The 18,586-nt window shown below is 65.2% G+C and carries 14 protein-coding genes; 3 read left to right on the top strand and 11 right to left on the bottom strand.

All coding sequences use genetic code 11. The features are described 5' to 3' along the window. Positions 1-32: 32 nt before the first annotated feature. From QA642_RS02575 to QA642_RS02585, 3 genes are all read right to left on the bottom strand, one after another. Entirely contained in the window at positions 33-860 is an 828-nt protein-coding gene (locus QA642_RS02575; RefSeq protein WP_283083247.1) for a hypothetical protein, read from the bottom strand. Positions 861-1,125: 265 nt separating this feature from the next. Continuing rightward, positions 1,126-3,573 carry an adenylate/guanylate cyclase domain-containing protein gene (locus tag QA642_RS02580; RefSeq protein WP_283083248.1) on the bottom strand — a complete coding sequence of 816 codons (2,448 nt, stop codon included), beginning with the start codon at positions 3,571-3,573 and terminating at the stop codon, positions 1,126-1,128. Between the two features lie 254 nt (positions 3,574-3,827). Beyond that, a complete protein-coding gene (locus QA642_RS02585) occupies positions 3,828-5,900 on the bottom strand; it encodes an AsmA family protein (protein WP_283083249.1) in 2,073 nt (690 codons plus the stop codon). A gap of 223 nt (positions 5,901-6,123) precedes the next feature. On the opposite strand from QA642_RS02585, the gene QA642_RS02590 reads away from it, so the two are divergent. Next, entirely contained in the window at positions 6,124-6,798 is a 675-nt protein-coding gene (locus tag QA642_RS02590; RefSeq protein ID WP_283083250.1) for a Crp/Fnr family transcriptional regulator, read from the top strand. Positions 6,799-6,803: 5 nt separating this feature from the next. Here the strand turns inward: QA642_RS02590 and QA642_RS02595 are convergent, their stop codons facing one another. From QA642_RS02595 to QA642_RS02620, 6 genes are all read right to left on the bottom strand, one after another. Beyond that, complete coding sequence (locus QA642_RS02595; protein ID WP_283083251.1) at positions 6,804-7,088, bottom strand: type II toxin-antitoxin system RelE/ParE family toxin; 285 nt, start codon at positions 7,086-7,088, stop codon at positions 6,804-6,806. Further along, the gene (locus QA642_RS02600) at positions 7,085-7,393 is read right to left on the bottom strand and encodes a hypothetical protein (RefSeq protein ID WP_283083252.1); all 309 of its coding nucleotides are present in this window, start codon (positions 7,391-7,393) and stop codon (positions 7,085-7,087) included. The genes QA642_RS02595 and QA642_RS02600 overlap by 4 nt, the downstream gene beginning before the upstream one ends. A 30-nt stretch (positions 7,394-7,423) precedes the next feature. Beyond that, positions 7,424-10,573: an efflux RND transporter permease subunit gene (locus QA642_RS02605; RefSeq protein WP_283083253.1), complete on the bottom strand. Its 3,150-nt coding sequence runs from the start codon at positions 10,571-10,573 to the stop codon at positions 7,424-7,426. Continuing rightward, positions 10,573-11,502: an efflux RND transporter periplasmic adaptor subunit gene (locus QA642_RS02610; protein WP_283083254.1), complete on the bottom strand. Its 930-nt coding sequence runs from the start codon at positions 11,500-11,502 to the stop codon at positions 10,573-10,575. Before QA642_RS02610 ends, QA642_RS02605 begins: the two co-directional genes overlap by 1 nt. Positions 11,503-11,660: 158 nt before the next feature. Then, complete coding sequence (locus tag QA642_RS02615; RefSeq protein WP_283083255.1) at positions 11,661-12,335, bottom strand: OmpA family protein; 675 nt, start codon at positions 12,333-12,335, stop codon at positions 11,661-11,663. A 147-nt stretch (positions 12,336-12,482) separates the two neighbouring features. Next, positions 12,483-14,024, bottom strand: coding sequence for a caspase family protein (locus QA642_RS02620; protein ID WP_283083256.1), 1,542 nt, complete (start codon positions 14,022-14,024; stop codon positions 12,483-12,485). Positions 14,025-14,407: 383 nt separating this feature from the next. Between QA642_RS02620 and QA642_RS02625 the strand changes: the two genes are divergently transcribed. Further along, positions 14,408-15,214 carry an N-acyl homoserine lactonase family protein gene (locus QA642_RS02625; protein ID WP_283083257.1) on the top strand — a complete coding sequence of 269 codons (807 nt, stop codon included), beginning with the start codon at positions 14,408-14,410 and terminating at the stop codon, positions 15,212-15,214. A gap of 298 nt (positions 15,215-15,512) precedes the next feature. Here QA642_RS02625 and QA642_RS02630 read toward each other — a convergent pair whose 3' ends face one another. Together QA642_RS02630 and QA642_RS02635 are read right to left on the bottom strand one after the other, a co-directional pair. Beyond that, on the bottom strand, positions 15,513-16,256 hold the full coding sequence (locus QA642_RS02630; RefSeq protein ID WP_283083258.1) for a methyltransferase domain-containing protein: 744 nt from the start codon (positions 16,254-16,256) through the stop codon (positions 15,513-15,515). A gap of 57 nt (positions 16,257-16,313) precedes the next feature. Then, a complete protein-coding gene (locus QA642_RS02635) occupies positions 16,314-16,856 on the bottom strand; it encodes a MarR family transcriptional regulator (RefSeq protein ID WP_283083259.1) in 543 nt (180 codons plus the stop codon). 110 nt (positions 16,857-16,966) lie between these two features. Here QA642_RS02635 and QA642_RS02640 point away from each other — a divergent pair, with 110 nt between their 5' ends. Beyond that, positions 16,967-18,586, top strand: a complete 1,620-nt coding sequence (locus QA642_RS02640) for an FAD-dependent oxidoreductase (RefSeq protein ID WP_283083260.1) — start codon at positions 16,967-16,969, stop codon at positions 18,584-18,586.

The following is an 18,586-nucleotide window of genomic DNA, read 5'->3' on the forward strand; positions in this document are numbered from 1 at the left end:
TCGAGGCGATCGGTCCGAAACGGGGAGTGTGATCACCCACACGCCCAGTCGAACTTCATATCCCTGAAGTCGAGCTGCGCATTGCCGCCGCCGAAATTGTAGCCGCCGAAATATTCCTCGAACTCGACGTAGAACGGGCTCATCTCCGGCACTGCCTGGCACGGCCGCATGGTGCCGCCGAGATGGTTGTGGGCGTGGTCCTTGCTCCAGTCGTGCAGGCGGAAATTGTCGCGGCCAGGGACGCCGCCGACATAGTAGTAATAGGGCTGATAGCCGGTCGGCGGGTTTTCCTTGGTGTACTCGTCCTGCGGCCCCTTGCCGGCGTTTGGATCCATCGCGCGCGGACTCAGGGCGATGGCGCGGGTCTCGCTGAGATCGGCGCGCGGCGACGCTGAAAACATCTTCTTCGCGTAAGGCGCGGCAGCCTCGAAGAACGCGCAGGCGCCGCCGACATCGAGCCAGCGCGGCCGGTCGGCCGTCGCCAGCGCAAGCGGCTCCGGCGGCGTTGTGAATGCGCCTTCGTACTCATTCTTGGTCAGCAGCAGCGCCGCATATTCGTAGTCGAGAATATCGGTCATGCGCGACAGCCGCGGATGCGAGGAGCGCGCCATCACCGCCTCGCGGATTTCAGGATCATCGGGCGCGCCGCCGTCATTGTGATCGGGCGCAGTGGCAAAGAACGACACCGCGACGATGTCCGCGCCATGCACGCGATAATCCTCCGGCAGCAGCAGCGTAAAACCGTGCATCAGCGGATAGCCGGTGACGGGATCGAGCGGCCATTGCTCGCTACTGATGCCCGGCGGCAGTCCATAAACCCAGCCCTGGTCGCGCGCCCGCTCAGTGGGACGGTCCAGCATCTGCAAATCATACGCGCGCGAAGGCAAGGCAAACGCCACAGGCCGTCTCCCATCGGAATTGAGCCTCGACGCCGAGGCGATGGTTAGTCGCGACGAGGCGAGATGTGGTTCGGGATGGGAAGAACGGATTGATGCCATTCTGCCGGTGTTTTGCCCGACGTGTCAAAGGCAATTTCGTAAAATCCGCAGAGTCGGCGAAAAGTTGCTGTGCTGCCAGCGCCTTGGCTACTGTGCATGGGGTTGTTTTCGAATTTATTGTCGGCGGCTACCCGCGCCGGCGCGCGACTGATGCGTCCACGACGTTCTCCACCTCCTCGCGCCAGCTCAGAATCTCCATCGCCAGCACCGGGTGGTTAAAACCCTTGAGCTGGAGATCGTCGAGCGCGCGCGCTTCGACCCAGGGCTCGACCATGCCGTAGACGCGGCGGCTCACCACGATCTGGTTGGGCTTGGCCTCGCTGCAGAGGCGCGAGGCGAGGTTGGTGACGCTGCCGATCGCGGCATATTCCAGCCGCTGCTCGAAGCCGACCTGGCCGAGCGTGGCATAGCCGAGCGCGATGCCGATGCCGAAGCCGAGGCTGTGCCCGCGGTTGCGCCAGCGCTCGGTCAGCGGGCCGATGGTGTCGCGCATCTCGACCGCCATCTTCACGGCGCGCTTGGTGTGGTCCTCGAACTGGATCGGCGCGTTGAACAGGATCATCACGCCATCGCCGGCATATTTGTCGAGCGTGCCCTCATACTTGAAGATGAGCTGGCCCAGCGCCGCGTGATATTCGCGCAGCACGTTCATCGCCTCTTCCGGCTCAGTCGCTTCCGTGAACGCGGTGAAGCCACGCAGGTCGCAGAACACCACGGTCACCTCGCGGCGCTGGCTGGTGAGCAGCCCCTCGGGACTGTCGGAGGAGGCGATCAGCTGCGCCACCTGCGGCGCCAGGAAGCGCTCGAGCTTGCGGATCCGCTCGATCTCGCCGAGCTGGGTCCTGACGCGCTCCTCCAGCGACTTGTTCCAGTCCTTGAGCTGCTCGGTCTGCACGCGCAGCTTGTCGGCCTGGGCGCGCACGGTCTCGTTCGCCGTCTCCAGCGCATGGCTCTTGTGGTCGACCTCGGTGAACAGCCGCGCATTGCGCATCGCCAGCACCGCCTGGTTGGCGAAGGTGCGCATCAGGCCGATGATGCTGGCGGCGAACGCGCCGCTGGCGCGGCGCAGCAGCACCAGCGAGCCGAGCGTGCCCTGCTGATCCACCAGCGGCACCACCAGCACCGAGTGGAAGCCAGCTTCGATCGCGGCGTCGCGCAACGGTTGCTCGGCGGCCTCGTCGAGATCGGCAATCGCGATCGGCTCGCCGCTCTCGGCGGCATCGCTCAGGATGTTCTGGCCCTCGTCGATGATGACATGCGCGCCTTCGGCCGATCGATCGATGCCGCCCGCCTCGACCAGGTTGAAGCGGCGCTGTTCGGCGTCATAGCCGTAGATCAGCACCGCGTCGGCATGGGTGATCTCGATCGCGCGGGCGGCAATGGTCGGCAGCACGGCGTTGAGATCGAGCGAGGAGGCCACGGCGCGCCCAACCTCTTCCAGCACCTTGAGCTCGTGGTTCGATTGAGCAAGGTCGCGGGTGCGCTCCTCGACCTTGGTCTCCAGGTTCGAATAGGTCTCCTGGAGCTGGGTGGCCATGCGATTGAACTGGCCGGCGAGGTCTTCGAGCTCGTCCGAGGTGTGCACGTCGATGCGGTGGCTGAAATCGCCCTCGCCGAGCCTGTGCGCGCCGTCGCGCAGCGCGGTGATCGGAATGATCATGCGGCGGGCGAGCAGCGTGCCAGCGAGGATCGCCACCATCAGGCCCATGCCGATCAAAAGCGCGATGCGCACCAGCTGGTCGCGGATCGGCGTCAAGGCCTGCGTGGTCGGCTGCTCGAACAGCACGCTCCAGCCGAGCTTCGGAACGGTGCTCGCGGCGCTCATCACCGAATGGCCGTTGAAGTCGGTGCCCGATGTTTCGGATTCGCGCCCGGGCGCGATCGCAGCCGCCACCTGCGGCAGCTTCGACAGGTCCTTGCCGAGGTCGGGCCCCTTCGACGACGTCGCCAGCACCCGGCCGCGCGGATCGACGACATAGGCGAAGGCGGCCTTGCCGACCTGCGCGTCGGACAGGAAGTCGGAGAGGAAGCTGAGATCGATCTCGGCAACCGTGACGCCGGCATTGAAGCCGGAATGCGCTACCGAGATCGACATGATTGGCCGCTGGTCGACGAAATAGGCCGGCGAATAGCTGACACCGCGGGCGACGGTGTCGGTGAAGCGCATGTCGCGGGAGAGGTCGGCATTGCCACCGGTCGTGGCCGACTGGCGCGAGACGCGCAGCACCTCGCGGCCCTCGCCGTTGAGCTGGAACAGCTGATTGACGACCGAGACCTGGTGCAGCAGCTGGGAGTAGTCGGCGCGGCGCTTATCGAGCGTGTCCTGGCTCGCCCGCGTCACCCAGCTGATCTGGCGCTCGAGCTCGGAGATCGACTGTTCCATGCGCCGGGCGACGGCCTGCGCCCTGTCCTCGAGCCCGTCGGTCAGTGATGTCTTGGTGGCGCGGTAGGAGATCCAGGTCTCCATCGCGCCGTTGACGGCGAGGACGAACACGACGAGGCCGACGAGGGAGACGACATATTTGGCGAACAGGCCCTCGCGCAGAAACCGTGTCTTGTCGTTCGCCCCTGCCATCCCGATCCTCTTGCGCCGCCATCGACGCCGGCGCTACGGGCCGTACCAGCCCCGGCAGCCTTCTACCATAATTTGGGCCAAGGGATCGTTCCGTGGCCGTCCCGGCACCGGCCGAGCAGCAGGTGTGGTTACCGTTGTGGACGGCGGGGCTGCTCGAACGGCGGTGAAATGTCGCAGCCTCATCCGTTCGGAGGAAGCCGCGGATGGCGGGCTCGGGTAAGGGGGGACGTGGAGTCCCGTCCTTGGTCCGCCAATCACCGATTGAAGAGCTGCCGCAGCACATCGTTCATGGGCTGGCTGTCCTGCTGCGCCGCCGGCGGGTCTTCCAGGGCCGGGGGTGCGGGCGAGGCCTGCGGTGCCGGCGTGGACGGTGTTGTCGGCAGGCTGCGGCTGCGGCCGGTGCCCGTCGCCGTACCCGTTCCGGCACCGCTGGAAAGCCCCTGCTGGATCAGGCTGCCGATCGCCTCGCCCAAGGGGCCGCCGAGCAGATTGTTCTGCCCAGGCTGCTGGGTTTGCGGATTGGCATTTCCGGCTGCATTGCCGCCACCCGGCGCGGTCGCGCCGCCGAGGCCGAGGCTGCCCAGGATATTGCCGAGCCCGGCGCCATCGGGGCCGAACAGGCCCTTGCCCATCTCGCGCAGCTTGGCATAGGCGGCTTCGGGATTGTCGAGCATGCCGGCCATGTCAGGATAGATCTTCGGCTGCGACCAGCTGCCCTGGATCATCACGGGGATGCCGAAGCCGACCGGCTCGTTGGTTCGGCCCTGGCCTTCGGTCGTCATCACCAGCTTCGGCTCGACGCGAAAACCCATCATCTTGGTGTCGAGTGCGATCGTGCCGGCGCCGGTCACGCGGACGAGCGGCCCGATCAGATTGAGGTCGGTCGTCACCGCCTGGCCCTTGTCGACGCGGAAGGAGGCCGAGAGCTGCGACAGGTCCGTGCTCTGCTCCTGGCTGCTGTTCTGGTTGCTGTTCTGGTTGTCTTGCCAGCCGGACAGCGTGCCCGATGTCAGCGAGCGGATCATCTGCGCGACGTTGATGCCGCGGATGGCGCCGTCCTGGAAATTGACGAAGGCCGTGCCCTGCATGTTCGCCATCAGCGCACGCTGGCTGGTGCCAGCGCTGCGCAGCGCGAGCTTGGCCTGCAGCTTGCCGTCGATGCGGTCGAATTCGGCAAGGCCCTGGAGCAGCGGCAGCGCGCGCACGCCGACGAGGTCGGAATGCATGGCAAAGCTCGGCGCGCCGGTGGTCGCATCCAGGATCACCTCGCCCGAGACCTGGCCGCCATAGGCGCCGAGATTGGCGGTGCCCGCCTTCAGCACGCCGCCGGCGAGCTTTGCATCGAGCGCCAGCGGCGCGAGGCGGGCATCGCCGATCACGGCCTCGTTCGCGGAGAGCCTGATTTGCGCATCGACGTAGTTGAGCCCGGAGACGTCGATCGGTGCATCGCTCCAGGGTCGCCCGGACGCGCCGTCAGGCGATTTCGCCAGCGGAATCGCCAGCCGCTGGAAGTCGAGATCGAGCTTGACCAGCGGCTTGCTCGCGATGTCGACGGAAGCCCAGCCGTTGAAAGCGCCGTCGCCGAGTTTGCCGCTCACGCCGTTGATCATCACGATGTCGCCGTTCAGCCGCATCTCGGCATGGCCGGCGAGCTGGGACTTCAGCACGTCGGGCATGTCGATGGCGAAATCGACCGGAATGGTTGGCCGCTCGGCCGGCGGCGCCGGCGTCGTCGCCTTGATGTCGAACCGGGTCGGATGCTCGCCGACGCGCGCGGTGCCGGTGATGTTGACCTTGCGGTCGCGATCGACGACGGCATCGGCGTTGATGGCGCTGATACGACCCTCGACGCGATCGCGCAGCCGCGAGAACGCGACTTCACCATCGGTGACCTTGACGCGGTCGATGGTGGCGCCGCCCGTGTCGAGCGCGAGCGGCTTCGGCGAGGCGCCGGCATTCGGCAGGCGCTCACGCAGCAGCGGCTGATAGAGCACGGGATGGGTGACGACGAGCTCGCTGATCTTCGGACGGCCCGACCATACGCTGGCCAGCGACATGTCGGCCTGCATGCTATCCACCGTCAGGCGCGTGATGCCGCTGCGGTCCTTGGGATCGTGGAGCGTAAGGTCGTTCAGCGTGACGTTCAGCGTCGGCCAAACGCTGATCTTCGTAGTGCCGTCGATCGACAGGCGATAGCCGGTCGCGCTCTCGACCCGCGAGGCAATCGTCGAGGTCAGGAAGCCGGAGGGAACCCCGACCACCAGCAGAAGTGCGATCACGATGATGACGGCGGCCACCGCCGCGCCGGCGAATTTCACAGCTCTCATGTCGACTTTCCAGCGGCGGACCATCGGCGTCGAAATCTGCCACCGATCCGTCCTTTGCGCCTGAGTTTATCCCGGGACGGGAAGCGGCTCCAAGCGGTCAAAAATAGTCTGGGGGAGCTGCAAAGTTATGTGACTTATGACACACTTCCTCGGCGCGGTTTTACGCGATCCTGATGTTGATGGTTCCAAGCGATTTGCCAAAAAGATTCACAAGGACATTGAAATGAGCAAGCAGGCCGAATTTGCGGTCATCCTGAAGATGAACGCGATGTTCGCCGACCTCGGCGCGGACGAGCTCCAGCGGCTGTCCAATCTCTGCCACACCCAGCATCTGGACAACGGCGAGGTGCTGTTCCAGAAGGGCGATCCCGGCGATGCGCTGTTCGGCGTGCGCCGCGGCCAGGTCCGTATCGAGACCGGCGCATCCGACGGCAGCCGGCTGACGCTGAATTTCATGGGGCCGGGCGATCTGTTCGGCGAGGTCGCGGTGCTGGACGGCCAGAGCCGCACGGCGGACGCGACCGCGGGCGAGGCCAGCGAATTGTTCGTGCTGCGGCGCGAGGATTTCCTCGGCTTCCTCGAGCGCGAGCCCAAGGTCGCGATCAAGATCATCGCGCTCTTGTGCCAGCGCATTCGCTGGCAGAGCGAGCGCATGGAGGAATCCATGTTGCAGCCGCTGCCGGTACGGCTGGCACGGCGGCTCTGCGCCCTCGCCGCTGATTTCGGCTCCGAGGTGCACATCTCGCAGGAGCAGCTCGGCGTCTTCGTCGGCGCCGCCCGCGAGAGCGTCAATCGCCAGCTCCAGGCCTGGCGCAAGGAAGCGATCCTCGATCTCCAGCGCGGACGGATCTTGCTGAGGAACATGACCAAGCTGACGGCGATCGCGCGGAACGAGTAGGGGCGCTAAGTGCGCTCCTCACGACCTTGCCAGAGCCGCGTGATGAGAATGTCGCCCGACTCGGCAATAATGACGTACCGCACGATGTAACCGGATGAACCGAACCGGATAACAATTTGGCGGATGCTGTCCTCGTGCGTCGGCTTGCCAAGGGATGGAAACTCCGACAGCCGATCGATGGCCTTCCAGATCAATTGCAAGGCACGTGTGGCCGCGTCGGGATTAACTGCGTCAAGGAAGCTTCGCAGCCGCTCGATATCCTCAAGAGCGGCCGGCGAAAGCAGGATCATCTGATCTTGCGCGGTTGTGGGCGAGGCAGCTCGTTCACGGAACCCCAGCTTGCCACCCATGCCTTGACGTCGTCGAGGGGGACGGCAAGTCCGGTGCGTTTGAATTCCTCATAGCGTCCGCGATCCTCTGCGAGATCCGGGCCTGAAAGGTCGATAACCGAATCCAGCAACGCGACGGCCTCGGCGAGCACCGTTGCAACGTCCTTCCCGCGCTCAGAAGCAATCTCCCTGAGACGGGCGTCGGTATCGGCGTCGATTTCAAGAGTGCGGCTTACGAGGTTCATCTTCTGAAGATAACACTTCATCTGCGTGTGTCGAGCCCACGGGGAAACTATCTACTCCGCCGCCGGGTGCACGATGTTCTTCGGCGCCGGCGCCGCATCCGCCGATGCGGCCCCGTGATGATTATCCGTCTCGGCATCCTCGCTGTGCACGATCAGCCGTTTGCCGAAGCGCCAGATCAGCGCGCCGAGATCGTCCATCACCATGAACATCGCGGGCACGAACACCAGCGACAGGATGGTCGAGAAGATCAGGCCGCCGATCACCGCGAGCGCCATCGGCGAGCGGAACTCGCCGCCGGCGCCGACCGCGAGCGCGCTCGGCATCATGCCGGCGGCCATCGCGATCGTGGTCATCACGATCGGACGGGCGCGCTTCATGCCGGCGTCGATCATCGCCTCGTCGCGCGGCTTGCCGCCGTTGATCGCCTCGATCGCGAACTCCACCAGCATGATGGCGTTCTTGGTGACGATGCCCATCAGCATCAGGATGCCGATCCAGACCGGCGTCGTCAGCTGCTTGCCGGTGACGAGCAGGGCCGCGATCGCGCCGCCGATCGACAGCGGCAGCGAGAACAGGATGGTGATCGGTTGCAGGAAAGTGCCGAACAGCAGCACCAGCACCGCGTAAACCATCATCAGGCCGGCCGTGATCGCGGTGGCAAAGCCGTCGGATAGTTCGTTGAGGCTTTCGGCATCGCCGGACGGTGAGACCTTCACGCCCTTCGGCAGGCTCTTCATCACCGGCAGTTCGTAGATCTTCTTGGTGGCATCGCCGAGCGCTGCGGAGCCGACGAGGTCGGCGGCGACGGTGGCCTGCCGCTCACGATCGTAGCGGTTGATGCTGGTCGGGCCCTGGTCGAGCTTGACGTCGGCGATCACCGAGAGCGGTACGCCGCCCTTCTCGCCGTGCTCGCCGAGCGGCACGCGCAACTGCTCCAGCGTCTTGAGATTGCCGCGCGCGGCGTCCTCGAGCTGTACGCGGATCGGCACCAGGCGGTCGCCGACGTCGAACTTGGCGAGTGCGGGTCCGACGTCGCCAATGGTGGCGACACGGATCGTCTGCGACAGGCTTTCCGTGGAGACGCCGAGACGCGCGGCGAGATCGGCGCGCGGCTCGATGCGCAACTCGGGCCGCTCCAGTGCGGTTTCCGAGATCACGTTGGAGATGGTCGGAATCCGCTTCATCTGCGTCGCAAGCTCGCTCGCGACGTTGTTGACGATGTTGGCGTCGACGCCGGTCACGACCAGCGAGATCGCGCGCAGGCCGTTCTCGTCCAGGAACCAGAAGCGGATGTCGGGAACGTTCTCCAGCTCCTGGCTGATCGAGAATTCGAGCTCGCGCTGGGTGATGTCGCGGTCGTTCTTGGGCGTGTAGTTGATGATCAGGGCGGCGCGCCGGACTTCCTGGGTCCCCGGCGGCACGCGGCCGCCGTCGACGAAGATGCTCTTCACCTCGGGCCGCTTGCGCAGGCGCGCGACGATGTCCTCGGTGACCTTTTCGGTGTAGGCGAGCTGGGTGCCAGGCGGCAGCTCGAGGGCAAGCAGCGAGCGCGCGCTGTCCTGCGCCGGCAGGAAGCCTTGCGGCAGCAGCGTGATGCTCCAGATCGAGGCGGCGAAGATGCCGAAGCCGATCAGCACGGTGATGAAATAGTGCTTCACCGACCACGACACGATGCTGTGGTAGGTCCGCAGGATACGGCCGGGCGGCGGCTCGTTGTGCGCGTGATGCTTGAGGAAGTAGGCCGCCAGCATCGGCGTCACGAAACGCGCGGCGAGCAGCGAGAAGAACACCTGCACCGAGACGGTGATGCCGAACTGCTTGAAGAACTGTCCGGCGATGCCCGACATGAAGCTCGCAGGCGCGAAGATCGCGATGATGGTGAGCGAGATCGCGATCACGGCGAGGCCGATCTCGTCGGCGGCTTCCAGTGCGGCACGATAGGGCGACTTGCCCATGTTCATGTGCCGCACGATGTTCTCGATCTCGACGATGGCGTCGTCGACCAGGATACCTGTCGACAGCGTGATGGCGAGGAAGCTGACGAGGTTGAGCGAGAAGCCGAGGATGTCCATCACCCAGAACGCCGGGAAGATCGACAGCGGCAGCGAGATCGCGGCGATGATGGTCGCGCGCAAATCGCGCAGGAACAGCAGCACGATGACGACGGCGAGGATGGCGCCTTCGAACAGGGTCGAGATCGCCGCCTCGTAATTGCCCTTGGTGAATTCGACCGAGGTGTCGATCAGCTTGAGGTCGACCTCGGGATAGGCGGCCTTGAGCGCGTCGATGCGCTTCTGCACGGCGGCGGCGACCACCACGTCGCTGGCGCCCTTGGAGCGCTTGATGCCGAGTGCGACCACCGGCTCGCCGTTGAAGCGGGCGAAGGTGCGGCGGTCGGCGATGGTGTCGGTGACGGTGCCGAGATCGTCGAGCCGGACCTCGCCGCCGCCGAACAGCGGGATCATGGTGCCGGCGAGGTCGCTCAGAGTCTTGGCGCCGGCCAGGGTGCGGATCGCCTGGTCGTTCTTGCCGATCTCGGCGCGGCCGCCGGCGACGTCGACATTGGTGCCGCGCAGGCTCTGGCTGACATTGACGGCGGTGAGTCCCATCGCCTGGAGCCGGTCGGGATCGAGCGAAACCAGGATCTCGCGCTCGACACCGCCGATGCGCTCGACCTGGGCGACGCCGCGCACGCCTTGCAGCGCGCGCTTGACCACGTCGTCGACGAAATAAGACAGCTGCTCCGGCGTCTTGCCGGGTGCGATCGCGGCGTAGGTGACGATCGGCAGGCCGATCACGTCGACGCGCTGGATCAGCGGCTCGGTGACGTTCTGGGGCAGGTTGGAGCGCACGCGCGTCACTGCGTCCTTGACGTCGTTGAGAGCGCGGTCGGTGTTGGTCTCCAGCGCGAACTGGATCGTGGTCAGCGACAGGCCGTCGGTGATCGACGAGGTGATATGCCGCACGCCCTCGACGCCCGAGACCGCGTCTTCAATGGTCTTGGTGACCTGGGATTCGAGCTCGGCGGGCGCCGCCCCGAACTGCGAGACCGCAACCGAGATCACGGGAATGTCGGCCGAGGGCAGCCGCGTCACCGCGAGCTTGGTGAAGGAGACCCAGCCGAGAATCAGAAGGATGATCGAAAAGACCACCGACGGCAGCGGATTACGGATCGACCATGCCGAAATATTGAGAGCCATCAGCGTACCCGCGTGCGATCGAGTTCATCGGCGAACATGGTCTTGATCTGGTCGCCGTCATGCAGCGAAGAGCCGGCATCGGCCACGACGATCTCGCCGACCTCGAGACCTTCCAGGATTTCCGTCGCGGTGTCGGACGTCAACCCGACCCGCACCTTGCGCGTCTCGACAATGTTGCCTTTGACGACCTGCACGGTGAGATGGTCGATCGCGGTCTTGGGAACCGCGACGCCGCAGCTTCGCTTGGCATCGATGGAGGCGCGGGCGAATACGCCGACCTTCAGCGAAGGATTGTTGGTGACGCTGATGCGGACGCGGCCAAGCTGGGTGGCGCGATCGATCTCGGGCGCAACCAGCCGGACCCGGCCGATCAGATCGGGCGCGTCGTCGCGGCTGATGCGCACCGTAGCGCCCGGGCTGAGCTTGGGCATGTGCACGGCCGGGACCTGCGCATCCAGTTCGATCTCGTTGTTGACGGCGATGCGGAACATCGGGCCGGCCTGCGGCGAGGCGGGCGCGCCGACGATGGTGCGGACCTCGGTGACGAGGCCCGGCGCGGGCGCCTTCAGCGAGATCGGGCCTTGCGGGCCAGGCCGCTGCGGTTGCCCCGGGATCTGCGGCGGCGGCGTCAGGCGGGCCAGCTCCTGGTTCTCGGTGACGACAGTGCCTTCGGTGACGAAGACGTCGGTGACCCTGGAGCCTTCCTGGTCGGCGACGACCACGGCCTCGCGGCGCGGCACGAAGAAGCCGGTCACCCGCACGAGGTCGGAGAAGCAGGCATTGGTTGACTTCGTCACGATGACGAGCGCCTCGCCCGGGGTTTCCTTCGCCTCGGGGCGATGCCGATGCTCGAACAGATAATAGCCGACACCGAGCACGACGACGAACAACACGGTTCCGGCAGGTTTGAGATATTCGGAGACGTTCATCGCCGGATTGTCCTGGCCTGGCTCACGGCCATCCGCACGAGGCCTATGAAGAGCGTTTCCCTGAAATAAAGCGGCGTCCCGCAAGGCTGCGGGACGCGCTTCGGAAGCAAGACTTTACACCACATCACGACGGGTCTTTGCAAAGGATTGCGTCGTGCTCACTTCGATGCGGTGGCCTTGTTTTCCATGTTGACGACCTGCACGCGGCGGTTGACCTCCGCCATCGGCTGGCTCGGATCCTTCAGCTTGCTCTTGCCGTAGCCGACGGTGACGAGGTCGGTCGCGGAGATGCTGTACTTTTCGATCAGGTAGCGCTTGATCGAGTCCGCGCGGCGCTCCGACAGGTCCTGGTTGTAGGCCTCGCTGCCGGCGGCGTCGGTGTGGCCGGCGACCACGAAGGTCGAGCCCTTCAGGTCGGCGCTGGTCAGCGCGCGGCCGAGCGCCTGCACCGAAGGCAGCGACTTGGCACTGATATTGGCGGAGTTGTAATCGAACGTGATCTCGAGATCGATGTTCGGCTTGTCCTTGGCGACCGAAGCGATTTCCTCGCGCTCGGTCGACGACAGCGAGCGGGTCGAGCGGCCGCGCACGGACTGGATCAGCTTGGTCTCCGCCGCGTTCGGCGCGGGGTCTGCCTGCGGAGCGCCGATGGAGAGGCCGCGGGTCAGCGGCTTCTTCGGCGGCGGTGCCAGCGCGCGGACGATCTCGTCCTCGGTGACGTTCTTGCTGTTGCCGTCCTCGCCGGCGAACGCGGGTGCGGCCGGCAACGACATCGCGGCGCCGATCGCCATAACCGACAGGATCGCGGTAAGTCCTTTTGCAGCAAATCTCATTGCCAGTCCCTCCTGCGCAGCAGACCTGCGCGGTTCCAAAATTCCTTGCAATAAGCCCCCGGAAAGGCCCCCTTTGCGGCATCCGTTGTTTAGTCTTGCTTGGGCCGCCGAGGTTCGAGGCGTACGCTGCCCCAATTCAAAAAAATACTAGCGTACTCCGTAGCTTGCGAATTCCTGAACGATGTTCGGGTCCATCGCCTTGGCATTGGCGATGTCGAGCGCGCCTTCCTGGGCCGAGCCGTTGCGCTGCTTGGCGAGCCCGCGGCCGTAGAGCGAGGAGGTCAGGCGCGGGTTGATCCGCAAGGCCGCATCGAAATCGGCGATGGCGTTCTTGACCGCGCCCGATTTGAGGTTGACGAGCCCCCGGCTGTCCAGCGCATCGACGAAGTTCGGCCGCAGCCGCAGCGCCTCGTTGCAATCCTTCAGCGCGCCCTGGAGGTCGCCGACCACGGTGCGGGTCCAGCAGCGGTTGTTCAGCGCCTCGACGTCCTTCGAGTTGATCCGCAGCGTGTCGTCGAAATCCTTGATGGCGAGGTTGTAGGCGCCCTTGCTGGCATAGACCTGGCCGCGCCGATACAGCGCGTTCACGTCGTCTGGGTTGGCCGCGATCTTGGCGGTCAGGCCCTTGATGGTGGGGTCCTCAGCCAGGGCGGCCGCGCTCGGCCCGCTATCCACGCTCGGGGCGGGGGTTGTCTCGGCCGGCTTCACCGGCGGTGGAGGCGGGGGCAGGGCGGCCTCGACCTGCGGCTTCGGCGAGGGGGCCGGTGCGGGCGCGGGGGGAGGCGCAGGAGCAGGCGCGGGCGCTGCAACCGTGTCGGCCGGCTTCGGCGGCGGAGGTGGTGAGGGCGGCGCGGGTGGTGCCGGCGGCGGGTTGTTGGCGACGACGGGCGGAGCGGGAGGCGCGGGCGGTGGCGTCGTTGTCGGACGCGAGCCGCCGGCGCCCGGAATGAACGAGAAGTCTTCGGCCAGGGAAGAGGATATCCACGGTACCTGCTCGCCGCGCGAGGCGCGGGTGACACCCATCTTGGTGCGGTTCAGCGTCTCCTCGGCCATCAGGTCGGGGACGCGGATCTCCTTGAGCAGTTCCTGCACGAACAGGCTGTGGTCGCCACCGGCGTCCGATACCACCGAAGCCAGCGCCGCCGAATACATCACCAGCGTGCCGTTCGGTGCGATGACGGGCGTGAGGCCAGCAGAGAAGCTGCGGAACCGGCGCTCGAACGGGTTGCGCCTGGAGGCATCGATCAGCGCGATCTTGACGCCGGCGCCGCGGGTGTTGAGCTCGCCTAGCACGGTCTCGAGGCTGAAACCGTCGCGGCGCACGTCGGATTCGGTCCAGATCTGCGCGTCAACCGGCAGCATGTAGCTCTGGCGCGCCGACTGGATGCCGAACCCGCTGAAGAACACCAGCGCCACCGACCCGGGCTTGATCTTGCCGTACAGCTTGTCGAAGGCGCGGCGCATGCCGTCGCCGGTCAGGTTCTCGCCGATCTCCACGGAAAAGCCGTCGCGCTTGAGCTCGTCGGCGACGTCGTGCGCATCGTTGATCGGTTCCTTCAGCGGGGCATCCGCATCCGGATATTTGGCGTTGCCGATGACCAGCGCGTAGCGGTCGCCGGCGGCCAGGGATGGCGTAGCCGGGACAAGCGAAATGAGGAGAGACAGAAGAACAAGAAAGCGAATTTTCATAATCAGCGCGGTCCAGCCAAAAAGGCGCCGTTCCCAGCTTGCGCCGCGGCGACCTTAACTTACGCTCCAGGCATTATCAAACCCGGGAAGGGGGGCGTCAACCGCTTGGAGATTCGGGGTAATCGCGACGATTGATCGCAACGCATGGGCGCGCCGGGAGGAGAATGAACTGGCTGTCATGATTGCGGCTCGATGCGATCCGGTTCGACATTTACGGCTGCATGTTAGGGCAGGCGTGGCGAAGAGAATGTGATTGGCCTCACATCGCAGGCTCACATGGCAGGTTCGCGGTCACCGCAGCCTCCGGCGTTTGACCTTTCTTGCGGACAATGGCTTGGTGCGCCCGATCGTCCCGCAAGATCCAACGCAAGAAAAGCAAGACCATGGGAAACGCCTACGAAATCTACGCGCTGCGCTATGCGACGATGTCGCCTCGCACCCCCAACATGAATTTTTTGGCGCCCGACCCGCATGACAGCGCGGCGCAGGACCTCGACTATTTCGTCTGGCTGATCCGGGGGCAGGGCCGCGACATCCTGGTTGATACCGGCTTCAATGCCGAGGAGGCGAGCGCGCGGGCGCGCAAGCTGACGCTGAATCCGGTCGATGCGCTGGAGCGCTTTGGTGTCGCTGCCTCAGCCATTCGCGACATCATCGTGACGCATCTGCATTACGATCACGCCGGCAATCTCGACCGCTTCCCGAACGCGCGCTTTCATCTCCAGGAGCGCGAGATGGCTTACGCGACCGGCCGCTGCATGTGCAACGGCCTGCTGCGACATCCGTTCACGGTCGAGCACGTCACGCAGATGGTGCGCCATGTCTATGGCGAGCGCGTCACGTTCTATTCCGGCGACGGCGAGGTTGCGCCCGGCGTCACCGTGCATCGTGTCGGCGGCCATTCGGACGGCTTGCAGGTGGTCAAGGTCGAGACCGCGCGCGGGCCGGTGGTGCTGGCGTCCGACGCCGCGCATTACTACGCCAATCTCCAGCGCCGGAGCCCGTTCCCGATCGTCTACAATGTCGGCGACATGGCGGCAGGCTGGGAAACGATCGAGCGTCTCGCCGGGCATCCTGATCGATTCATTCCCGGTCACGATCCGATCGTGACGGAAATCTATCCGCGCGCCAGCGACAAGGTCGATGCCTGGGCGCTGCATCTGCCGCCAACGCGGTCGTTTGCGAAATGACGCGATAGCGTCATTCCGGGATGCGCCGAAGGCGCAGGCCCGGAATCCATAACCACGATCGGGCGTATGGATTCTCAGATGCGCAATTTGCGCATCATAGCTCGCGCCCAAGAGGGCGCGCCCCGGAATGACAGCAGAGACTAATACGCCTGCTTGGCGTCCGCTTCTTCGCTGGTCAGGGCTCGCTTCGATCTTGCCGAGCAGGATCGAGAGCGCCGGTTTGAGTCTCAACCGGCAATTCCAGTCTGACCTTTTCTTCGGACGTGTGCAGTCTCCGAGACGGGCGGCCGGCGTGGTATCAACGCGTGCCGGCAGGATCCGCGCAAGCAACGATATCGCGGGGAGATTTTCGCGCCGCTAGCTCCGGCGGAGAGAATATCGCCAAATATCCTGCGTCCCTTGCGAGCTGATATGCGGCGACCTCGCGATAGCCGACGGCAGTCAATTCGCAGCGCAAGAGCTCGATTGGCGTGCCATGCTTCGATGTCGGAAGCTCAAGATCGACAATCCCGACCCGCGCACCCCGCTTCAAGGCAGGCGCGAGATTGTAGAGGAAGGCATAGGGTTGGGCTATCTCGTGATACATGTGCACGAGGATTGCGGCATCCAGCGAGGAAGCGGGCAGACGCGGGTCATGTGGTTCGCCGAGGGCGAATTGCACGTTCGTCAACTTCAGAAGTTCTGTTCGCCTTGCGAGTTCGATCAGGTACTCCCGCGTGACGTCCTGGGCAATGACAGAGCCGGCGGGTCCGACGAGGCGCGAGAGCCTCACCGTGTGGTACCCACTGCCTGCTCCAATGTCGCCGACCGTCATACCCGGTTTCAGTTCGAGAGCACGTGCGATCTGTCCGGCCTCATTGAGGGCGTCGCGGCGCTCTTCGGCGGCGCGGCGTGCGCTGACGATCTGTGCAACAGGGCGCTGCGGTGAGGGAAACTCGCTTGCAGCGACTCCGGGCGGAGCCAGATAACCTATGTCAGCGGCGTATGCGCGCGTTGCGGCAAATGCCACAAGTAGCACCGCGATATGAGCCAGTGCCTTCACGAGCCTGCCACGCTTTCTCAATTGGTAGAGGCGTCTGCGCCTCTCTGCGTATACGCTCTAATACGCCTGCTTCGCGTCGGCCTCTTCGCTGGTCTGGATCAGGTCGAGGCTCTCCTCGATCTTGCCGAGCAGCGCAGAGAGCTGCTTGCGCTCCTGCGCGGAGAGGCAGGCGAGGATCTCGTCTTCCCGCCGCAAGAGTTGCGGGAACAGCTCTTCGTACAGCGCGCGGCCCTTCTTGGTCAGTTGCAGGCGGAATTCGCGGCGGTCGGCTTCGTTCTCGACGCGCTCGATCAGCTGTGCATTGAGCAGGGTGGTCACCGCGCGGCTGATGGTGGATTTGTGCGTGCGGGTGCATTGCGAGATGTACTGCGCGCTGCAGGCATCGTTGCGGAAGCCGAGCGTGGCGATTACGCGCCAGGCTGGAATGTCGAGGCCGTGGCGTTCCTGATATTCGACCGCGAGCGCGGAACTCACCTCCGCCGCGAGCCGGTTGAGGCGGAACGGCACGAACTTGAACAGATCGAGGCGCGCCTTCGGCCGCAGTGAAGCCTCATCGGCTTGCCGCGTCTTCAGCGCGATGTCGCTGGATGTCCTCGCCAAGGAGAGCGCTCCGAATTCCAGTTGACGGCCGGCCGGCTCCGGTCCAAAATAGTTGCACGTGAGACTATCTAGCAGATCAGTCCTCTCCTGACCAGAGCCGAGGTTAGCGAATGGCGCCGGCCAATACGCGAAAGGCCAAGACCCAGTTCGGCTATCGCCGCCACCTCGACCAGGATCGCCCCAGCCCAAATCCGGCCGAGCATCCGGTGGTGGTTGTCGGCGCCGGCCCGGTCGGGCTGTCGCTGGCGATCGACCTCGCCCAGCGCGGTCAGCGCGTCGTCCTGCTGGATGATGCCGACCGCATCGGCGAAGGTTCGCGCGCAATCTGCTTCTCGAAGCGCTCGCTGGAATATTGGGACCGGCTCGGTGTCGGCGACCGCATGGTCGACAAGGGCGTGGTCTGGGGCGTCGGCCGCATCTTCCACGGCGAGTCGCAGCTCTATCAGTTCAACCTGCTGCCCGAGGACGGTCACAAGCGGCCGGCCTTCATCAACCTCCAGCAATATTACGCCGAGGCCTATCTGGTCGATCGCATCGGTGATCTGCCCGCGATCGACCTGCGCTGGCGCAACAAGGTGACGGCGGTGGAGAGTCGCAACGATTCCGTGGTGCTGACGATCGACACGCCGGAGGGCCCCTATCGCCTCCACGCGCAATATGTCATCGCCTGCGACGGGGCGCGCTCCTCGCTGCGCCAGATGGTCGGCGCCGACTTTGCCGGACAGGTGTTCGAGGACCAGTTCCTGATCGCCGACGTCAAGATGACGGCGGAATTCCCGACCGAGCGCTGGTTCTGGTTCGATCCGCCGTTCCATGCGGGACGCTCGGCGCTGCTGCACCGGCAGCCCGACGATGTCTGGCGCATCGACCTCCAGCTCAACCGCTATGCCGATCCCGTGGTCGAGAAGAAGCCTGAGAACGTACGGCCGCGGATCGCGCGCATGCTCGGCCACGACCAGTTCGAGTTCGAGTGGATCTCGCTCTACAAATTCCAGTGCCGCCGGATGGACCGCTTCATCCATGGCCGCGTGATCTTTGCCGGCGATTCAGCGCACCAGGTCTCGCCGTTCGGCGCACGCGGCGCGAACTCGGGGCTCGAGGATGCCGAGAATCTCTCCTGGAAGCTCGACCGCGTGCTCCGTGGCACGTCGCCGGCGAGCCTGCTCGAAAGCTACCATGTCGAGCGGAGCTTCGCGGCCGACGAGAACATCCGCGAATCCACCCGTTCGACCGATTTCATGGCGCCGAACTCGCACCAGGAAGCGCGGCTGCGCAAGGCAGTGCTGTCGCTCGCCAAGGAAACCGAGTTCGGCAAGCGCATGGTCAATGGCGGCCGGCTCTCGGTGCCGTGCAGCTATGACTCGCCGCTGTCATCGCTTGATACAGATGAGTGGCGCGCTGGCCCTTCTCCCGGCTGTTCCATGCTCGACGCTCCTGTTGCCGGCGAGCAGGCCTATCTGACCGATGCGTTCCGCAAGGGTGGAACGGATTTTACCTTGATGTCGTTCAACAATGGCGCGGCGACCGACGTGCCGGAAGGGCTGAAGGATATCCGCATCGGCGGCGAGGATGGGCTTGCCGATCCCCAGGGCCTGGTCGCAAAGCGCTACGACGCCGGGCCGGGCGCAGCCTATTTGCTCAGGCCCGATGGCTATGTCGCAGCGCGCTTCCGCCATCCGACGCGCGAGGCGATTGCGGCGGCGCTGTCGCGCGCCATAGGCGTCAGTTGA

Source organism: Bradyrhizobium sp. CB2312 (genome assembly GCF_029714425.1).
Lineage (GTDB): Bacteria > Pseudomonadota > Alphaproteobacteria > Rhizobiales > Xanthobacteraceae > Bradyrhizobium.